The sequence below is a fragment of the Nocardia sp. NPDC052316 genome (genome assembly GCF_044547795.1).
Taxonomy (GTDB): Bacteria; Actinomycetota; Actinomycetes; order Mycobacteriales; family Mycobacteriaceae; genus Nocardia.
On the sequence record NZ_JBIUBB010000002.1, the window covers coordinates 602,846 to 620,150 of the forward strand.

Below are 17,305 nucleotides of genomic sequence, written 5' to 3' on the forward strand. Positions count from 1 at the left end.
CCCGTGGGCGATGCGCTGCACGTCGCGATCTGCACCGACTTCCACCCGGCCACGCTCGGCGGCGTGCAGACCGCCATGCGGTCGCTGTGCGACGGTCTGCGCGGACTCGGGCACCGGGTGACCGTATTCTGCGCTCCCGCACCGGGATCGGTGCCGCCCGAGGCCGACACCGTTGTGCTCGAGGCCGTGCCGTTCGCGATGTCGAACGGGCTGCCGCTGGTGCTGCCGACCCGCGCCAACCGGCGCGCGATCGATGCCGCGTTCGCCGAGCGCGGCCCGATCGATGTGGTGCACGCGCTGACCACCTACGGCTGCGGCATCCTCGGCGCCCGCGCCGCACGCAGGCACGGCATCCCGATCGTGCAGACCATGCAGAGCCGCGACGACACTGTCATCGAAAAATATTCTCCCGCACCGTATCCGGCCGCATTGACGATGCGCTGGCTACATGGAGCCTTCGTGCGCTCGCGCAAGCCACCGGTTCATCCCGGAGACGGCCGCATCGCGCGGCTCGCGTGGCGTCCGCTGATCGCGCAAGCCCAGGCGGCCGATCGGGTGACCGTGCCGACCCATCACTTCGCCCGCCGCCTGGCCGCTCGCGGCGTCGACCGGCCGATTCACGTGGTGTCCAACGGGATCGATGACGCTCTGCTCGACCGCGTCCGCGCCGCGAGCGCGCCGCCGCCGACCCAGGACGCACCGCTGCGTGCCCTGTGGTGTGGCCGCCTGTCCATGGAGAAACGCCCGCTCGAAGCGATCGAGGTGGCCCGCCGAGTCGGCGAATGCACCCTCGACATCTATGGGAGCGGCCCACTCGCCGACCGCGCCCGCACCGCGATCACCGCGGCGAACCTCGGTGACCGCGTGCACCTGCACGGCGAAGTCGATCAGGCCGACTGCCTCACCGCCATGCGCACCCACGACGTGCTGCTCCTGACCTCCGACTGCGACACCCAGGGCATGGTGCTGCTGGAGGCGGTGGCAATGGGCCTGCCGATCGTCTACTGCGACCCCGAACTCTCCGAAACCATCCCCGCCGCGGGCGGAGTCCGCGCCCCCGACCCCTCGGTATCCGCAATCGCCACCGTCCTGCAATCCCTCGCCCGAGACCGCACCCAACTGGAAACCATGCGCAAGGCACTCACGCCGCACGCCGACGAACCCCGCCAATCCCGCCACCTGACCGACATCCTCGCGGTCTACACCGAAGCCCTCGGCACACCCGACCGGAGCTGACCGGCGTTCTGACGTCAACCGAGCCTGCGGGCCACCTCGCCGAGCCCGTCGGCGACGGCTTTGCGCTGCGCGGGGGTCAGGACGTCGATCAGTAGTTCGCGGACCAGCGCGACGTGGCCGGGGGCGGCGGCTTCGAGTTTGCGTCGGCCGGCCGGGGTGAGGGTTGCCACGATGCCGCGGGGGTCGTCGGGGGAGGGGACGCGGCGGACGAAGCCCGCCTTCGCGAGCTGGTCGATCTGGTAGGTGAGGCCGCTCTTGGAGGTGAACAGGGCCGCGGAGAGCTCGGTCATCCGTAGCTCGTTGCCGGGGGCCTGGGCCAGTCGGACGAGTACCTCGTACTGGGTGTGTGACAGGTGCGCGTCGTCCTTGAGCTGCTGTTCGATCCGCCGGTTCAGCAGCGCCGTTGCGGCGAGGAACGCCGTCCAGGCCCGCATTTCTTCGTCGTCGAGCCAGCGCGGCTCCGTCATCGCCCACCTCTCATGGTTGTTCAAATTCGAACAATAATTTACCATCGGGCTAGAAGTTCAAATTTGAACTACATGGAAGGATGGCGAGACGATGCGGATGCCGGTGCTCTACCTGTCGCACGGTGCGCCGCCGCTGGCCGACGACCCGATCTGGCCGGGCCAGCTGGCCGCGTGGTCGGCCGAGCTGCCGAAACCCGAAGCGGTGCTGATGATCTCGGCACACTGGGAGGACGCGCCGTTGACCATCGGCGCCACCGGCACGGTTCCGCTGATCTACGACTTCGGCGGCTTCCCGCGCCACTACTACGAGGTGACCTACCCGGCCCCAGGCGCGCCCGAACTGGCCGATGACGTGCGCAAACTACTGCGCGGACCCGGCCTGTCGGTGCACGACGCACCGGACCGAGGGCTCGACCACGGTGCCTACGTCCCCCTGGTCGAGATGTATCCGGCGGCGGACGTGCCGGTGCTGCAGATGTCGATGCCGACGCTGGACCCCGCGGGTCTGCTGGCGATCGGCCGCAAGCTCGCCCCGCTGCGCGATCAGGGCGTGCTGATCGTCGGCAGCGGCTTCTTCACCCACAACCTGCGCGCACTGAGCCAGGACGGTTCGGTGCATCCGGTGATGACGGAGTTCGACGAATGGGGCAGGCGCGCGCTGGCCGCCGGCGAACTCGACGAATTGCTCGACTTCGAACGTAAAGCTCCCGCAGCGCAGTTGGCGCATCCACGGACCGAACACTTTGCTCCGCTGTTCGTTTCGCTCGGCGCGGCGTCCGCCGATCTGGGCACCCAGCGCAGCGTCATCGACGGCTTCTGGCGCGGCCTGGCCAAACGTTCACTCCAATTCGGCTGAACCCCCTGTACCCCCACTGAAAGGCACCTCGAATGAGTTCCACCGCAACAGCTTCGCCGTCGACCTCGACCGCTGACCTCGACGGGGCGTCGGGTTACGGCGCGACTCCGCACGCCTACGACGCCGGACTGCTCCTGCTGCGCATCGCGGTCGGGCTGACCATGGCCGCGCACGGCGCGCAGAAGCTGTTTGGCATGTTCGGCGGTGGCGGACTGGACGGAACCGGAAAGTTCTTCACCGGTAAGGGGTATCCGGCCGGTGAAACCATGGCCTTGGTCGCGGGCGTGACCGAAACCTTCGGCGGTCTGGCCCTGGTGGTCGGGCTGCTCACGCCGCTCGCGGGCGCGGCCATCGTCGGCACCATGCTCAATGCCCTTGCGGTGAAGGGAACGGGCGCCTTCTTCGCCCCCAAGGGCATCGAGTACGAGCTGATCCTGGCCGCGGCCGCCGCCGCACTGACCCTCACCGGTCCCGGCCGCTACGCCGTGGACCGCTTCCTGCCCGTGGTGCGCACGCACCGCTTGGTCTACGGCCTTGCCGCCATCGTCCTCGCGCTGCTGGCCGCCGGTGCCGTGCTGCTGGTGCGCAACTGATTCACGGTTTACCGGGGATGATCGGCGGGACGTAGTCGAACGTCATCCCGAGCAACCACACGAGCAGCAGCACCACCGGTAGGTGGAACATGAACTGCAAGAATGTGAATCCGACGAGATCACGCGCCCGCAACTTCAACACCGCCAGCAAGGGCAGCATGAAGAACGGGTTGATGAGGGTGGGCAGCGCCTCGGCGACGTTGTAGATCTGCACCGTCCAGCCGAGGTTCATCTGCACGTCGGTCGCCGACTGCATCACGTACGGGGCTTCGACCAGCCATTTTCCGCCGCCGGACGGGACGAAGAAGCCGAGCGCGATGGTGTAGACGGCGATCACGATGGCGAAGCTGCCGCCGCCGCCGATGCTGGTGAAGAACTCCGCGAGGTGCTCGGAGACGGTGTGCCCACCCCGGCCCTTCGCCTTGGTGAGGACGGCGGCCATCGCCGCGTACAGCGGGAACTGGACCAGAATGCCCGCCGTCGCAGGCACGGCGAGGGAGACGGCCTGCAAGAAGTTGCGCGGCGTGCCGTGCAATACCAAGCCGAGCATCAGGAAGACCAGCAGATAACCGTTCAGGCTGCTGACCACCGTGAGCGCCGGCTTGGAAAAGAACTGGGAGACCAGCCATCCCAACGTGAGCGCGCCCAACAGGATCGGCAGGATGCGGCTGTACTCGAGCCATTCACCGGGCCTGCTGCGCGGTGTCGCCTCCGCGGGCTGGTCGTCGAGATCGACCTCCAGTTCCTCGGCGGTCTTGATGGCCGCACCCTTCGGCGCCGAGACGTGCGCGATCACCACGGTCATCGCCATGATGATCACGCACATCAGCATGGACTGCCAGGTGAAGATCGTGGTGCCGAGGTCGAGCACGCCGGTGATCTTCAACAGGGCAGGCGGCAACGACGCCGCGGTAGCCTGGAGTTGGGCGGCCGAGGACGACAGGCCGAGTGCCCACACGGCACCCAACCCCATGAACGCCGCGGCGCCGAGGGCGCGATAGTCGACGCGCAGGTCGGTCCGGCGGGCGATGGCGCGGGCGAGCAGGCCGCCGAACACCAAACTGAGCCCCCAGTTCAGCAGGGATACCGACATGGCCAGGAACGCCACGAAACCCACTGCGCTGCTTGCGGTCTGCGGCACCGTGGCGAGCCGCTCGATCAGCCGGGCCACCGGTGGGGAGGTGGCGACGACGTAGCCGGTGAGCACCACCATGGCCATCTGCAGGGTGAAGGCGGTGAGGTCCCAGAAGCCGTCACCGAAGGCGTTCACCACCGTCTTCGGTGACGAGCCGTTGGCCAGTGCGGCGACGGCGACCACGACAACGCCTAACAGTGCGAAGACATAGGCGTCCGGGAACCACTTCTCCGTCCACTTGGCGAGCGATTGCGCGACTCGCGCTAGGCCCTTTTCGGAGCTGGCTTCTTCTTCGATCGTGGACGTCATTCGGGTGTTCCTCTACTTTCCACACGCCGCCTCGCACGGATGTGACGCACCGCACACAGGCTCGGTTGGACAGTATTGATGGCACCCTCTGCACAGACAAGGGGGAATTGCGCAGGCATCGTCTGCAAATCTGCAGAAACCGCCACTGGACTGGCTTTTCAGATCTGGACAGCTATCTCGTCGCCCAATTCATAGCCGCCGGTCAGTCGCAGCCGGTCGCCGCTCCAAAAACGGCCGGGGTCATACCAATTCGGGCTGCGATCCGCGGGCAGCAGCCCCATTGCCTGGTACGTCGTCGCCACGATCTCCGCGCAGTACGCGTTCTCCAGCTCGCGGGCCACCGCCTGACGCCGCTTGCGGCGCGGAATGCGCACACGGCCGCGCAACCAGCGTCCGGCGAGACCGGCGGTGGACGGAAACGGCGTGCCGTCGAGCCGGGCGACGGTGCGCAGCACACTGTCTTCCATCTCGCGGGTGGCCGGCTGGTTCAACTGGCGCAGCCACGCCTGCTGGCCATAGCGATTCGCCCACACCAGCACCGCGTCGCGCAGATTGTGCAGCTGGACGCCGCGGTGCTCGTTGCCCGACCACATGTCCGGCAGCGACCGGCCGAGCTCGGCATGCCAGATCAGCGCGGGGAGATCGTCGAGCACCACCGACATGCCGACATGATTGACCGGACTGTTCGTCGTCATCCGGATCGCCCGGTCCGCCGCGGAATGGCCGCGGAACAACCAGATGTCGCCGGTTCTGGTGAGCTCTAGCGCGCGATCGAGAGTGATGGCCGTACCCGTCATGGCCGTAGCCTATGTGGCATGAGGTGGTGGAAGGCAGTGGGATTGGCGGGTGCGGCCGGTGTGGTGGCCACCGGCGTGGTGGTGGTGCGCGCCGAGCGGCGGCGCCGCGCCTACACCCCGGAGCAGGTGCGCGAGCAGTTGCATGTGCGATTCGCGCAGGCGACGGCGGCGCAGGAAGTCGAGACCGCCGCTGCGGTACCCGAGGCGGCCGCCGGTATCCGGGGTCGGCTGCGTCGCTTGTTTCGGCGCTGATCCACGTATCAGGCCGCGGCGGGCGGCATTCGGCAGTCCGAACCGGATGTCGTCGGGACCGCCGGGTCGCAAGCCTGCGGCGACGTGTCGTGGCTGCGGACCCGTCGGCCCGTCGGGTCCAGAGTTGTCACCCAGATGTGTCGTCGATCCGTTCCCGCGTTCACCTGGTGGTGGTCTCGCCGGACGATCGTGTGCCGGCGGACAGCTGTTTGCGGAGGCCCGCTGTCGGTGGCCGCCGCTTCGTAGACGACAGTTAGTGCCCAAGGAACACCACTGCTAGCAGGATGCGTAGGCGCCCGTGGTCACAGGAACTTCTACCGGCCCGGCGCCGGGATTCGCTGCCGCGTCGAGTGCGCGGGTCTCGTCACCGCTGCCGTCGGTGCGTGGCAGCGAGTACGCGGTGCTGATGCGCCGGGTGCGCCAGGCGGGACTGCTCGACCGGCGGGTGCGGTACTACGCCTGGAAGAGTGCGATCACCGCGGGTGCGTTCGTCGCCGGGTGGGCGGCGTTGTTCCTCCTCGGCGACTCGTGGTGGCAGCTGGCCGTCGCGGTGTTCCTCGCGGCGGTGTTCGCCCAGCTCGCCTTCCTCGGCCACGATGCCGGGCACCGGCAGATCTTCGCCGGACGTCGGGGCAACTATCTATTCGGCCTGATCGCAGGCAATCTCGCCACCGGGGTGAGCATCGGCTGGTGGACCAGCAATCACAACCGCCACCACGCCCACCCCAACACCGAGGGGGCCGACCCCGACGTGATGGGGATCCTGGCGCACTCCGGTGACCGCGCCAGCACCGGTACGGGCCTGCGGCGCCTGATCTTCCGATACCAGGCCTGGCTCTTCTTTCCGTTGCTCCTGCTGGAGGCAGGCAGCCTGCACTATTCGAGCGTCCGAGCGGTGTTCCGCTGGGCGATCCCGCATCGCGGGTGGGAGGGCGTGCTGCTCGCGGCGCACGCCGCCGGATTCCTCGCGGCGGCGTTCCTGGTGCTCTCGCCGGGCAAAGCGGTGGCGTTCATTCTGGTGCAGCAAGGCCTGTTCGGTTTCTACATGGGCTGCACGTTTGCACCCAACCACAAAGGCATGGCAGTGCTGAGCGAGAACGATGCCACCGACTTCCTGCGCCGACAGGTGTTGACCTCGCGCAATGTTCGCGGCAGCGCCCTCGTAGATACCGCACTCGGCGGGCTGAACTATCAGATCGAGCACCACCTCTTCCCGTCCATGCCCCGGCCCAACCTGCGCCGCGCCCAGCCGATGGTCATCGAGTTCTGCGCGGAACTCGGTGTGCCGTACTGCCAGACGAGCCTGCTCGACTCCTACGCGCAGGCGCTGACGCATCTGCATACGGCAGGCCGATTCGCGGGCGGGCAACGTAGTCTTTGAACCGCTGGCGTCAGACGGACTTTCTGGGGACACTGTTCCCAGGTAAGGGGACGTTCCCGACGACATGACCACCTGAAGAAAGACAGTCATCGGCGCTCGAGCGGACACAGAGCGCCATCGCCGACCGGGCGCCAACCCGGCAGTGAACACGGAGTACACGATGGTTTCGCGATGGAAGCACACCGCCGCATGCGCGGCAGCGATGGTCACGGCCGCACTACCGGTCGGCGTCGCCTCGACCGCGCACGCCGCCCCGCAGGACTGCCCTGACCTGTATGTCGTGGCGATTCCCGGTACCTGGGAGACCTCGAATACCGAGCCGGGCAAGGGGATCCTCGCCGCGGCCGCCGACAACCTGCCCGGCAATGTCGTCACCGATTATGTCGCGTACCCGGCGACCGCGTTCCCGTGGGAGGGCGACGTCTACGGACGCTCCAAGCAGGAAGCCGTCAAGGGTGCGCGTGGCCTGCTCGGCGCGATGGCACAGCGTTGTGACAACACGCGATTCGCGCTGCTCGGCTACAGCCAGGGTGCGGACGCCGCCGGTGACGTCGCCGCGGAGATCGGCACCGGGCTCGGTGTCGTGCCGCCCAACCGCGTCGAACTCGTCGGTCTCGTCTCCGATCCGCGCCGTTCGCCCACCGACACCCTGATCGGCCCGCCCGTCGCGGGTGCGGGCGCCGGTGGTCCGCGACTCGGCGGTTTCGGCTGGCTCAGCCCGCAGACCTACACCTTCTGTGCCCCAGGCGATTTGTACTGCGCGACCCCCGATGGCGACTTCGCCGCACGCTTCGCCGGCTTCTTCGCGCAGATCTCGAACCCCAACCCCGCCATGTTCGACATCTACCAGCAGCAGGCGAACGAACTCATCGCCGACGCGCTCGCCGCGGGCGGCCTCGGGCTGCTGGCCGATCAGCTCAACAACTCGGCCTACGAAGAGCGCAAGCGGCAGGTCGACGACTTCCTGAAGTCCGGAATCCATCAGAGCTACCCCGGTTACGCCATCGGCGGGGGAGCCACACCGCTGACCTGGCTGCGGCAGCGGTTGATCGACGCCACCCGCCGGTGAGCCGGGACCGGTCCGGTGTCGTCACCGGACCGGTGATCCGAATTACTTCGTGGGCAACTGGTTGCGGTCACAAACGACGGCGCACAGTGCGGCCACCTCGTCGGGATCGGTCTCGAACCGATCGAAGCCTTGGGGCACACCGACTCCCGCGAACGACACCGCACCGTGCGCGGCTCCGGGCACCGGCCTGCGCACGGCGGCGTGCAGGTCGGCGACGCCGGTAGCGTCGATCACCTGGGTGGCATTGGCCGCGCGCACGCCACCGCACGCCATCACCTCGATCGCCCCGAAACCCTGCCGCACCAGGTCTTTGATCAACGGTGCGCCGTCCAGCACGGCGCGCCGGCGTCCCGAGGTCAGCACGCGGGTGAAGCCGAAGGCGATCGCCTGGTCCAACGCCCGTTGCGACGACGCGCTGACATCGATCGCGCGATGCAGCGTGACGTCCACACCCTCGGCCGCGTCGACGAAGGCCGCACAGGCGGGGTCGAGCGCGCCCGAGGAATCCAGCGCGCCGACCACGATCCCGGCGGCCCCTGCCGCACGAGCCGCCGCGATATCACCGACCATCACCGCGATTTCCTCCGGTGCGTAGTGAAACCCGCCCGGGCGCGGCCGAATCAGCACATGCACCGGAATATCGACGGCCGCCGCGTGCTCGATCAGCGCGACACTCGGCGTCAGACCGCCGTCGGAGAGCCCTGCACACAACTCGACCCGATCCGCTCCTGCCCGCGCGGCGACTCGCACGCCGGCGATGGACTCGACACTGATCTCTATCCGCACCCGAGAAGTATCCACTCCCATCGCAACGGGCGTGGTGCCTGCCGTGGTCGGAAAATACGAAGGCGGGCGCGGTGGTGCGCGACTAGTGTCGCGACCATGTTGCCTTGGTCTGCTGAGCTCGCCGGACGCCTCGATGAACACGTCTTCGACAGTGTGTTGCTGCGCGACAATCCGTTGCGGGATCCGCATGAACGTCCGTTGTGGGTATATGTGCCACCGGGTTACGAGGAGGCGGGGGATCGACGGTATCCGTCGGTTTATGTGATCCAGGGCTATACCGGTCATATCTCGATGTGGCGGAATCGGATGGCGTTTCGCCGACCGTTCACCGAAACCGCCGACGAGGTGTTCGCGACGGGGGAGGCGCCGCCTGCCATCGTTGTGTACGTCGACGCGTGGACCGCCTACGGGGGTAGCCAATTCGTGGACTCGGCGGGCACGGGGCGGTACCACTCGTATCTGTGCGACGAGATTGTCCCGTGGGTCGACGCGCACTATCGCACGGTCGCCGACAGCGCGCACCGAGGCATCATGGGGAAGAGCAGCGGTGGATTCGGCGCGATGATCACGCCGATGTTGCGGCCGGATCTATTCGGCGCCTTGGCAACTCACGCCGGTGACGCCCTCTACGAGTACTGCTACCTGCCGGGCTTCGCCGACGCGGTGCGTCAACTGCGCGGGTACGACGGCGATATTCACCGGTGGTGGGCGGAGTTTCAGCAGCGGGTGTCCTTCACCAAGCCCGAAGATCAGGATCTGCTGTTGCTGTACGGAGTTACGGCTTGTTTCACGCCGGGCCCGGACGGACGACCCGAGCTGCCCTTCGATTCGCGCACCGGTGTGCTGAAACCCGATGTGTGGGAACGCTGGCTGGCCTGGGATCCGGTCCGGATGGTGCCGCGGTACGCCGAGGCCATGCGGTCGATGCGGGCGATCTGGATCGACGGCGGTACGCAGGACGAGTGGTACCTGGATATCGGCGCCGAGGCTTTCCGGCAGGCACTGCTCGACAACGGAGTGCCGTCGGACATCATCGCTTTCGAACTGTTCGACGCCAAACACGGCGGCATCGATTACCGGTATCCGATGTCACTGGCGTGGCTGGCCAAGCAGTTGGATACGCCTGTCGCCGTGAGCGACTGAGGTTATTCGAGCGCGTCGTGGCGGTCGGCGACCACCACGGCGTTGCCGCCCATTTGCTTCGCCCGATACATGGCCGCGTCGGAGTTGCGGAACACGATGCGATGCATCGCGGCGGGCTGCCGCCCGTAGGTTCGGACGGGCTCGAATTCCGCGGCTCCGACACTGGCGGTGATGGGGCTCGGCAGGCCGGGCATCGACTCGACCGCCTGCCGCAGGCGCTCGGCGACGGCACCGATGGATTCGCCGTGCAGATGACCGACCACCATGAACTCTTCACCGCCGGTGCGCACGACGATGGCGTCGGGTCGGGCCGCCGCCCGCAAACAGTCGGCCGTCCGTACAAGCACCTCGTCACCGAACGAATGACCGAAGGTGTCGTTGACGGACTTGAACCGATCGAGGTCCAGCGTCACCACATAGACGCCGCCGCGGCTGCGCGGTCCGAAGAAACGGGGCAGGTGCGATTCGAGACCGCGCCGGTTCAACAGTCTGGTGAGCGGATCCGAGAGCGCGTCCACCCGCAGCAGCCAGCTACAGAAGTGCACGACCGGTAGCACCACGACGGTCACCGCGAGCACGACGAGCACGACTACCAGGCCGAGCGCGACGTCGCCCTTCCCGTGTCCCGGGCCGGCCGGCACACCGAGGACCATCATCGCCGCCAGCACGACGATCGAGACCACGGACCAGCCGACATGCAGAGCCAGCACCCGCGGACCGTGGAAGATCGTGATGTATCCGCCCGTGGTCACCAGCAGCACGCACCCCATCGCGCCGAGCAGGCGATCCTGGAGCATCACGTTGTTGGCGGTGATGGCGAGATCCACCCCGGCGACCCACAGCAGCGACTCCACCTCGCTCGGCCACGGCAACAACCACCAGCGCAGTGTCCACACCCCGGCGAGCGCGACCACGACGATGGCCTGAACATCCCCGACGAGCCCGGTCTGGCCCGCCTGCGAAACCAGCGCGAGCACCGTGATCGACCCCAGGACGATGCCGCCGGATCCGAGCATGGTTTTCAACGGCCCGAGCGCGGAGTGGGCTTCGAGCGTGTCGATCAGCCAGCGATAATCGACCCGGTATCGCCACCAGGCGCGCACCATCGCTCGACTGTTGGTCACCGATCCACCGCCTCACGCTGGCAAAGCTCCGGTAACTGAAAGTTCGCCAACCAAAGTATCAAAGAAAACTCGGTGCCTACGGAAACGGCAGATCCGGTCGGTCGTCCCACGGGCCGCTGGCGAGCGGCGCGAACCACCGCGGAATCACGTCCCAGACGAACGAGCTGATGCACTCGGCGGTGGGACCGGACAGGATCTCACCGACGAAGTAGATGCCGTGCCTGCCCTGAATGTCCGCTATCCGGTCGAACCAGCCCGTCCGGACCGCGGCCGCACTGGGGTACGCCGGCCACTCGGCGATGGTCTCGGCGACCAGCTGTGGGTCGGGGAACAGGAACAGGCTCTCCTTGGCGAGGGACCAGGCTTGCGCGTCCGAGATCGAGGTGTCGGAGTTGCTGAAGCAAACCCAGTACGGGCCGGGGTGCTGCTTGTTGGCCGCGGTGATGCGGTGCCTGGCCTGTTCGGGATCGGTGTCGGTGTAGCTGCCGTACGGATCGATCACCCAGAAGCCCAGTGGCTCAGGGGAATCCGGTCGCCGCGGAAAGGCGAGAATCTCCTGCGGCACCTTGATGAGGTAGCTGCGCGTCCAGGTCCGCGGACAGTTCTGCTCGGCGAACAGTTCGTGAATCTCCCCAGCCGGGAAGATATCTCGAATTCGGGAGGGTCGCGCGGTCACCACCACATGCGAGTAGATCGCGCTGCGCGGTTCACCGTCCACCGTGTGGGTGACCCGAACGCCTCGCTGCGCAACGGGTTCGATTCCGGTCACGCGACTGTTCACCGTGACCGCGAGCCGATGGTCATCGAGCACCTGTCGCAGGAAACTGGTGAACCCCTGCGGGAAGCTCACGCTGACCGGTCGGCGTGAACCCATCTGTGCGAGCAAGGACGGCGGCATCCGCGCCAGCAGTGCCTGCCTCTGCGCCGGATACAGCGACAGGATCAGCTTCGCCAGCTGCGAGACGTGTCCGCAGATATGGGCATTGATGTTGATGATGGTTTCGGCGGGCTGGCGCGGTCGACGCATATTGGCGTAGAGCACCAGGCCCTGCAAGATCTCGCCGACCAGCGGTGCGTGGCGCGCGCGGTAGGTCTCCCAGGTCTCGCCGGGAATCCGATCGAACGCCAAACCGCCGGGCCCCGGCGCGGTCCGGTTCCGGATCGCCCGCTCGAGGATGTTCCAGGCCTCGATCAGCTGGTCGACCGTCTGCTCCGGGTTGAGGGTCTGCAGCAGCGGGCGGAAATGCGGCGGCACCGCCAGTTGTGGCTTGCCGGACTCGGACCTGCCGACGAAGTACAGCGCTTCGGGCTGCGTCCGGACCGGATGCCTGCGCATCAGCTCGTGGATGGCGGTGCCCGCCAGGTCCGCGCCGAAAGCCTGCTGGGCGATGAGATGCGCTTGAAAATCATAGATTTGGCCGTCGACCTCGACGGTCTGCGCGTAACCGCCGAGCTGCGAGTCCGCCTCGAGAATGTCGATATTCTCGAACCCGAGTTCGCGCAGCTTCGCCGCCGTCAGAATCCCACTCTGACCCGCACCGACAATGCAGATGGGTGCCGCGAGATCCATGGGAACTCCTACGGGTCGGCGAACGCGAGGCGCGCGTGCCCCGAGTATGCGACACCGAGGGACCGGGTTGGACGACTTGCCGAACAGTTCCGCTCGGTCGGAAAGGCCGGGTATGCCGGTGTCAGGCTCGGGTCGACTTGGCTACGGCGTCGATCAAACGCTCGATGTCGTGTTCGTTGTTGTATCCATGCGGTGAGATGCGCAGGCCGCCCGCACGCGCGGACACGGCGATGCCTTCGGCCTGTAATTGCTTGGCCAGCAACGGTATCGGCAGGCCATCGAGGTGGACGGCGACGATGCCGGACCGTCCTTCGGGGGACCGGTCCGACAGCACGGTTGCGCCGATCGCGGCGAGACCCGAGCAGGCGAGTTCGCACAGGCGGTCGACATGCGACCAGATCGCGGGGATCCCGGCCGCGTGCAGTAGATCGATCGAGGCGCCGAGGGCGGCGATGCCGGTGACATTCGGCATGCCGCCTTCCAAACGCCGTGCCGTGTCGTCGAATACCAGCTCGAGGTTGTCCCACTCCTCGCGGTGCGCCACCGAATTCCAGCCGGGCTCCAGCGGCCGCAGCAACTCGAGTCGCGAACCCCGCACGTACAGCACGCCGCACCCTTCGGGGCCGAGCAGCCACTTGTGCCCGTCGGCCATGGCGAAATCGACGCCCCAACGCGCCAATTCGGCGGGGATCACGCCGAGCCCCTGGATCACATCCACGCACAGCAACGCGCCGACCTCGCGGCACGCCCGGCCCAGCTCCGCGAGATCGACCCGCCAACCCCGGCCGAACTGGACCCAACTGGTGACGACCAGCTTCGGTGGCTGCCCGGCTCGAATCCGATCGACGAACGCCGCCGTGGTGAGCTTTCCGCCGGTCCCCTCGGGCCGCACCCGATCCACCCGAACGCCCCGATCGGCCAGCGCCAGCCACGGGTAGAGCGTGGACGGAAATTCCAGATCCGGTACGACCACGCGGTCGCCGGGGGACCAGTCCAGACCGTTGGCGACCATACCGAGTCCGGTGGTGGTGTTCTTGACGAACGCGACATCGGTCGACGGCACGCCCATCAACCGTGCGGCCGACGCACGCACCCGCTCGATCTCGGCACTGTGCGCCGGATAGGTGAACTCGCCGTCCAGAGAAACCTCGGTCGCGCGCCGATGCATCGCGTCGACCGCAGGCTGCGGCAGCGGACTGATTCCGGCGTGGTTGAGGTAGGACCAGCGGCGCGCGGCCGGGAAGTGTTCGCGAGCAAGGGGAGTGGCGGCGCTGGTCGCGGTCATCGCGGTACCTCCGAATCAAGTGGACGACGTGTCCAGTTCTACTGCATGAAGAGTACGGTGTAACCGGGCAATGCGTCCACTTGTTGCGGTAGTGAAGATTTGCCCGGTTCGGACGAGGTGGTGCGGTGCCGGTGGAAGATCCTTTGGTTGGCGAACGTTATGGTCGATCGTGATCGAAACGACGAGCGTGCCGCCGGTGGGACTGATTGCATGCTGATCGGTTTGATCGCCGCGTTGCTTGCCTGCGTGGGGTATGGGTTGGGGTCGGTCCTGCAGGCGTATGCCGCACGCCGGTCGGCAGCGGCGGCGCTGGAGCGCGGGGTGGGGGGACAGGTCACCGAGACCGGCGCGCCCACCGTCGCCGCCACGGTGGCGGCGGCGTTGTCGGTGTGGTTCATCGTCGGCAGCGTGCTCGACGTGGTTGGTTTCGCGGGCAACGCGGTGTCCGCGCGCCTGATCCCGCTGTTCCTCTCCCAGACCATCATGAGCGCGAACCTGATCGTCACCGCGGTGCTCGGCATCTTCATCCTCGGCATCCGCCTGCACCTGCGCGACTGGCTGGCGATCGGCACGGTGATCCTCGCGCTGGCCGCACTCGGCGCCGCCGCGGGCCACGAAGGCGGCGGCAGCGACAACCCGGTGCTGCACTGGGGCGTCCTGATCGGCTCGGTGGCGCTGTTCGCCGGCAGTCAACTGGTGGTCCGCCGCCTCGGCTCCAGGGGCGCGGTAGCCGCGGGCTTGTCTGCCGGAATGCTGTTCGGCGCCTTGGCGATCGCGGTGCGCATCGTGCACGGCATCGACCCGCTGGACATCGCGACCCTGCTCGCCGACCCCGCCGCCTGGACCATCGCGATCGCCGGCATCAGCGGCTTCTACCTGCACACCGTCGCGCTGCAACTCGGTTCGGTGAACGGTGCCACCGCCGCGCTGGTGGTCGGCGAGACCGTCATCCCCGGCATCGTCGGCGTACTCCTCCTCGGCGACAGCGCGCGCCCCGGCCTCGAATGGCTCGTCGGTGCAGGCTTCGTCCTCGCCATCGGCGGAGCCGTCGCGGTCGCCGTGTTCGGCAACGTTTCCCAACTGGAAACCGCGGACGCGTGAATCACCGCTCGGGTGTTGCGGGCCGGTCGGAGCGGAATGCCGCGTCGAACGCGGCGCTCGGTGGCGTGATGGCGTTGAGCCCGCGGACGTAGGCGAGGGCTTCGGGGGCGCCCGCGAGACGGTCCATGCCCGCGTCTTCCCATTCGATGGAGATCGGCCCGGTGTAGCCGATGGCGTTGAGGGCGCGGAAGCAGTCCTCCCACGGCACATCGCCGCGGCCGGTGGAGACGAAGTCCCAGCCGCGGCGCAGGTCGGCCCACGGTAGATGGGAGGAGAGGCGGCCGCGGCGGCCGTCGCCGCAGCGGACCTTGGTGTCCTTGCAGTCCACGTGGTAGATGCGGTCGGCGAAGTCCAGGATGAAGGCGACCGGATCGAGGTCCTGCCAGATGAAATGCGAAGGGTCCCAGTTCAAGCCGAAGGCGGGGCGGTGCTCGATGGCGGCCAGGGTGCGCACGGTGGTCCAGTAGTCGTAGGCGATCTCGCTGGGATGTACCTCGTGCGCGAAACGGACTCCTTCGGCGTCGAACACGTCGAGGATCGGATGCCAGCGCTGCGCGAAGTCTTGGTAGCCGCGCTCGATGGTCTCCGGTGGCACGGGCGGGAACATCGCGACGGTGTGCCAGATACTCGAGCCGGTGAACCCGACGACCGTGCGCACGCCGAGCTGCGCGGCCGCCCGTGCCGTATCGGCCATCTCGGCGGCGGCGCGGCGGCGTACGCCCTCCGGCTCGCCGTCGCCCCAAATGCGCTGGGGCACAATGGCCCGGTGCCGTTCATCGATCGGGTGGTCGCAGACGGCCTGACCGACAAGGTGATTGGACAGGGCGAAAACCTGTAGTCCATGTCGTTCGAGAATCTTGCGCTTGCGTGCCGAGTAGTCGGGATCGGCGAGTGCCTTGTCCACCTCGAAATGATCGCCCGAGCAGGCGATTTCGAGCCCGTCGTAGCCCCATTCCGCCGCGAGCCGGCACACCTGCTCGAACGGCAGGTCGGCCCACTGCCCGGTGAACAGCGTGATCGGTCTCATTGTTGTCCTCCTCCGATGACGGTCCAGCGCCCGTCGTCCGCCGCGCTCGCCTCGACCGCGGCGAGTACCCGCTGCACCGCGAGCCCGTCGGCGAACCCCGGGCTCGGGACTTTGCCCGCCGCGATCGCGATCACCAGATCGGCCACCTCGTTGGTGAAGGTGTGGTCGTAACCGAGCCCGTGCCCGGGCGGCCACCAGGCCCCGGTGTAGGGGTGCTGCGGCTCGGTGACCAGGATGCGGCGGAACCCGGCGGTCGCCGGTTCCTCGGTGTGGTCGTGGAACCACAGCTCGTTCATCGACTCCAGGTCGAATGCCAGGCTGCCGTGGGTACCGTTGAGCTCGAGGCGCAGCGAGTTCTTGCGCCCGGCGGCCACCCTGGTCGCCTCGAACGAGGCCAGGCCGCCACCGGACAACCGCCCGAGGAAGAGCGCGGCGTCGTCCACTGTGACCGGACCGCGGCCGTCCCCGTCCGGCAGCGGGCGTTCGGTGACGAAGGTGTCCAGCAACGCCGACACCCCCGTCAGCGTCTCCCCGGTGACGAACTGGGTGGCGTCGATGATGTGCGCGCCGATATCGCCGAGCGCCCCCGACCCGGCGCGCCGCCGATCGAGCCGCCAGGTCAGCGGTGCGCCGGGATCGGCGAGCCAATCCTGCAGATACAGCGCGCGCACATGCCGGACGGTGCCGATCCGGCCCTGCGCCACCAGGTTTCGGGCCAGCGCCAGCGCGGGCACCCGTCGATAACTGAACCCGACCATCGACCGAACCCCACGGGTGGCGGCCTGTTCGGCTGCGGCGGCCATCGACTCCGCCTCGGCGACGGTATTGGCCATCGGCTTCTCGCACAGCACGTGCTTGCCTGCTCGCAGTGCGGCGATGGCGATCTCGGCATGGCTGTCGCCGGGCGTGCAGATATCGATGAGATCGACATCGTCGCGGTCGAGCAACTGTTTCCAGTCACCCACCGCACCGGCCCAGCCGAGCCGGGCGGCGGCGGCGGAGGCCCGATCGGCGTCGCGCCCCGCGAGCACGACGGGCACCGGCCGCCACGGTAGGTCGAAGAACGCGTCCACACTTCGCCAGGCATGCGAATGGGCGCGCCCCATGAAGGCGTGGCCGACCATCCCGATGCCGAGGGTGCGGCGGTCTGTCGAGGTCATCTGGCTCCGATCGG

General features: G+C 67.8%; 17 protein-coding genes. 8 read left to right on the plus strand and 9 right to left on the minus strand.

The window, feature by feature from the left end; translation table 11 throughout:
- The first annotated feature begins 3 nt into the window (after positions 1-3).
- Complete coding sequence (locus tag ACIHA7_RS09505; RefSeq protein WP_397287466.1) at positions 4-1,236, plus strand: glycosyltransferase; 1,233 nt, start codon at positions 4-6, stop codon at positions 1,234-1,236.
- 14 nt (positions 1,237-1,250) lie between these two features.
- On the opposite strand, the gene ACIHA7_RS09510 is transcribed toward ACIHA7_RS09505, so the two are convergent.
- On the minus strand, positions 1,251-1,703 hold the full coding sequence (locus tag ACIHA7_RS09510) for a MarR family winged helix-turn-helix transcriptional regulator (protein ID WP_397287468.1): 453 nt from the start codon (positions 1,701-1,703) through the stop codon (positions 1,251-1,253).
- A 97-nt stretch (positions 1,704-1,800) separates the two neighbouring features.
- On the opposite strand from ACIHA7_RS09510, the gene ACIHA7_RS09515 reads away from it, so the two are divergent.
- Positions 1,801-2,559, plus strand: a complete 759-nt coding sequence (locus ACIHA7_RS09515; RefSeq protein ID WP_397288702.1) for a dioxygenase — start codon at positions 1,801-1,803, stop codon at positions 2,557-2,559.
- Between the two features lie 32 nt (positions 2,560-2,591).
- Positions 2,592-3,152 carry a DoxX family protein gene (locus tag ACIHA7_RS09520; protein ID WP_397287470.1) on the plus strand — a complete coding sequence of 187 codons (561 nt, stop codon included), beginning with the start codon at positions 2,592-2,594 and terminating at the stop codon, positions 3,150-3,152.
- Position 3,153: 1 nt separating this feature from the next.
- Here ACIHA7_RS09520 and ACIHA7_RS09525 read toward each other — a convergent pair whose 3' ends face one another.
- Together ACIHA7_RS09525 and ACIHA7_RS09530 are read right to left on the minus strand one after the other, a co-directional pair.
- Positions 3,154-4,596: a short-chain fatty acid transporter gene (locus ACIHA7_RS09525; RefSeq protein WP_397287472.1), complete on the minus strand. Its 1,443-nt coding sequence runs from the start codon at positions 4,594-4,596 to the stop codon at positions 3,154-3,156.
- Between the two features lie 158 nt (positions 4,597-4,754).
- Positions 4,755-5,393, minus strand: coding sequence for a hypothetical protein (locus ACIHA7_RS09530; RefSeq protein ID WP_397287474.1), 639 nt, complete (start codon positions 5,391-5,393; stop codon positions 4,755-4,757).
- An 18-nt stretch (positions 5,394-5,411) separates the two neighbouring features.
- Between ACIHA7_RS09530 and ACIHA7_RS09535 the strand changes: the two genes are divergently transcribed.
- The 3 genes from ACIHA7_RS09535 (at position 5,412) to ACIHA7_RS09545 (ending at position 8,095) form a co-directional block, all read left to right on the plus strand.
- Positions 5,412-5,645: a hypothetical protein gene (locus ACIHA7_RS09535; protein WP_397287476.1), complete on the plus strand. Its 234-nt coding sequence runs from the start codon at positions 5,412-5,414 to the stop codon at positions 5,643-5,645.
- Positions 5,646-5,943: 298 nt separating this feature from the next.
- The gene (locus ACIHA7_RS09540; protein ID WP_397287478.1) at positions 5,944-7,026 is read left to right on the plus strand and encodes a fatty acid desaturase family protein; all 1,083 of its coding nucleotides are present in this window, start codon (positions 5,944-5,946) and stop codon (positions 7,024-7,026) included.
- A gap of 160 nt (positions 7,027-7,186) precedes the next feature.
- The gene (locus ACIHA7_RS09545) at positions 7,187-8,095 is read left to right on the plus strand and encodes a cutinase family protein (RefSeq protein WP_397287480.1); all 909 of its coding nucleotides are present in this window, start codon (positions 7,187-7,189) and stop codon (positions 8,093-8,095) included.
- A 42-nt stretch (positions 8,096-8,137) separates the two neighbouring features.
- On the opposite strand, the gene ACIHA7_RS09550 is transcribed toward ACIHA7_RS09545, so the two are convergent.
- Entirely contained in the window at positions 8,138-8,881 is a 744-nt protein-coding gene (locus ACIHA7_RS09550; protein ID WP_397287482.1) for a copper homeostasis protein CutC, read from the minus strand.
- Positions 8,882-8,977: 96 nt separating this feature from the next.
- Here ACIHA7_RS09550 and ACIHA7_RS09555 point away from each other — a divergent pair, with 96 nt between their 5' ends.
- Positions 8,978-10,024 carry an alpha/beta hydrolase gene (locus ACIHA7_RS09555; RefSeq protein WP_397287484.1) on the plus strand — a complete coding sequence of 349 codons (1,047 nt, stop codon included), beginning with the start codon at positions 8,978-8,980 and terminating at the stop codon, positions 10,022-10,024.
- Positions 10,025-10,026: 2 nt separating this feature from the next.
- Here ACIHA7_RS09555 and ACIHA7_RS09560 read toward each other — a convergent pair whose 3' ends face one another.
- The 3 genes from ACIHA7_RS09560 to ACIHA7_RS09570 form a co-directional block, all read right to left on the minus strand.
- Complete coding sequence (locus ACIHA7_RS09560) at positions 10,027-11,148, minus strand: diguanylate cyclase (RefSeq protein ID WP_397287486.1); 1,122 nt, start codon at positions 11,146-11,148, stop codon at positions 10,027-10,029.
- A gap of 76 nt (positions 11,149-11,224) precedes the next feature.
- Complete coding sequence (locus ACIHA7_RS09565; protein ID WP_397287488.1) at positions 11,225-12,718, minus strand: FAD-dependent oxidoreductase; 1,494 nt, start codon at positions 12,716-12,718, stop codon at positions 11,225-11,227.
- Between the two features lie 121 nt (positions 12,719-12,839).
- Entirely contained in the window at positions 12,840-14,003 is a 1,164-nt protein-coding gene (locus ACIHA7_RS09570) for an aminotransferase class V-fold PLP-dependent enzyme (RefSeq protein WP_397287490.1), read from the minus strand.
- Positions 14,004-14,213: 210 nt separating this feature from the next.
- On the opposite strand from ACIHA7_RS09570, the gene ACIHA7_RS09575 reads away from it, so the two are divergent.
- The gene (locus tag ACIHA7_RS09575; protein ID WP_397287492.1) at positions 14,214-15,104 is read left to right on the plus strand and encodes a hypothetical protein; all 891 of its coding nucleotides are present in this window, start codon (positions 14,214-14,216) and stop codon (positions 15,102-15,104) included.
- Between the two features lies 1 nt (position 15,105).
- Here ACIHA7_RS09575 and ACIHA7_RS09580 read toward each other — a convergent pair whose 3' ends face one another.
- Complete coding sequence (locus tag ACIHA7_RS09580; RefSeq protein ID WP_397287494.1) at positions 15,106-16,131, minus strand: sugar phosphate isomerase/epimerase family protein; 1,026 nt, start codon at positions 16,129-16,131, stop codon at positions 15,106-15,108.
- Positions 16,128-17,291: a Gfo/Idh/MocA family protein gene (locus tag ACIHA7_RS09585; RefSeq protein WP_397287496.1), complete on the minus strand. Its 1,164-nt coding sequence runs from the start codon at positions 17,289-17,291 to the stop codon at positions 16,128-16,130. The genes ACIHA7_RS09580 and ACIHA7_RS09585 overlap by 4 nt, the downstream gene beginning before the upstream one ends.
- Positions 17,292-17,305: the final 14 nt, after the last annotated feature.

Coding starts and splice junctions, on each gene's coding strand:
- ACIHA7_RS09510 (WP_397287468.1), bottom strand. CDS start 1,703: ATGACGGAGCCGCGCTGGCTCGACGACGAAGAAATGCGGGCCTGGACG.
- ACIHA7_RS09515 (WP_397288702.1), top strand. CDS start 1,801: ATGCCGGTGCTCTACCTGTCGCACGGTGCGCCGCCGCTGGCCGACGAC.
- ACIHA7_RS09520 (WP_397287470.1), top strand. CDS start 2,592: ATGAGTTCCACCGCAACAGCTTCGCCGTCGACCTCGACCGCTGACCTC.
- ACIHA7_RS09525 (WP_397287472.1), bottom strand. CDS start 4,596: ATGACGTCCACGATCGAAGAAGAAGCCAGCTCCGAAAAGGGCCTAGCG.
- ACIHA7_RS09530 (WP_397287474.1), bottom strand. CDS start 5,393: ATGACGGGTACGGCCATCACTCTCGATCGCGCGCTAGAGCTCACCAGA.
- ACIHA7_RS09535 (WP_397287476.1), top strand. CDS start 5,412: ATGAGGTGGTGGAAGGCAGTGGGATTGGCGGGTGCGGCCGGTGTGGTG.
- ACIHA7_RS09545 (WP_397287480.1), top strand. CDS start 7,187: ATGGTTTCGCGATGGAAGCACACCGCCGCATGCGCGGCAGCGATGGTC.
- ACIHA7_RS09555 (WP_397287484.1), top strand. CDS start 8,978: ATGTTGCCTTGGTCTGCTGAGCTCGCCGGACGCCTCGATGAACACGTC.
- ACIHA7_RS09565 (WP_397287488.1), bottom strand. CDS start 12,718: ATGGATCTCGCGGCACCCATCTGCATTGTCGGTGCGGGTCAGAGTGGG.
- ACIHA7_RS09570 (WP_397287490.1), bottom strand. CDS start 14,003: ATGACCGCGACCAGCGCCGCCACTCCCCTTGCTCGCGAACACTTCCCG.
- ACIHA7_RS09575 (WP_397287492.1), top strand. CDS start 14,214: ATGCTGATCGGTTTGATCGCCGCGTTGCTTGCCTGCGTGGGGTATGGG.
- ACIHA7_RS09580 (WP_397287494.1), bottom strand. CDS start 16,131: ATGAGACCGATCACGCTGTTCACCGGGCAGTGGGCCGACCTGCCGTTC.
- ACIHA7_RS09585 (WP_397287496.1), bottom strand. CDS start 17,291: ATGACCTCGACAGACCGCCGCACCCTCGGCATCGGGATGGTCGGCCAC.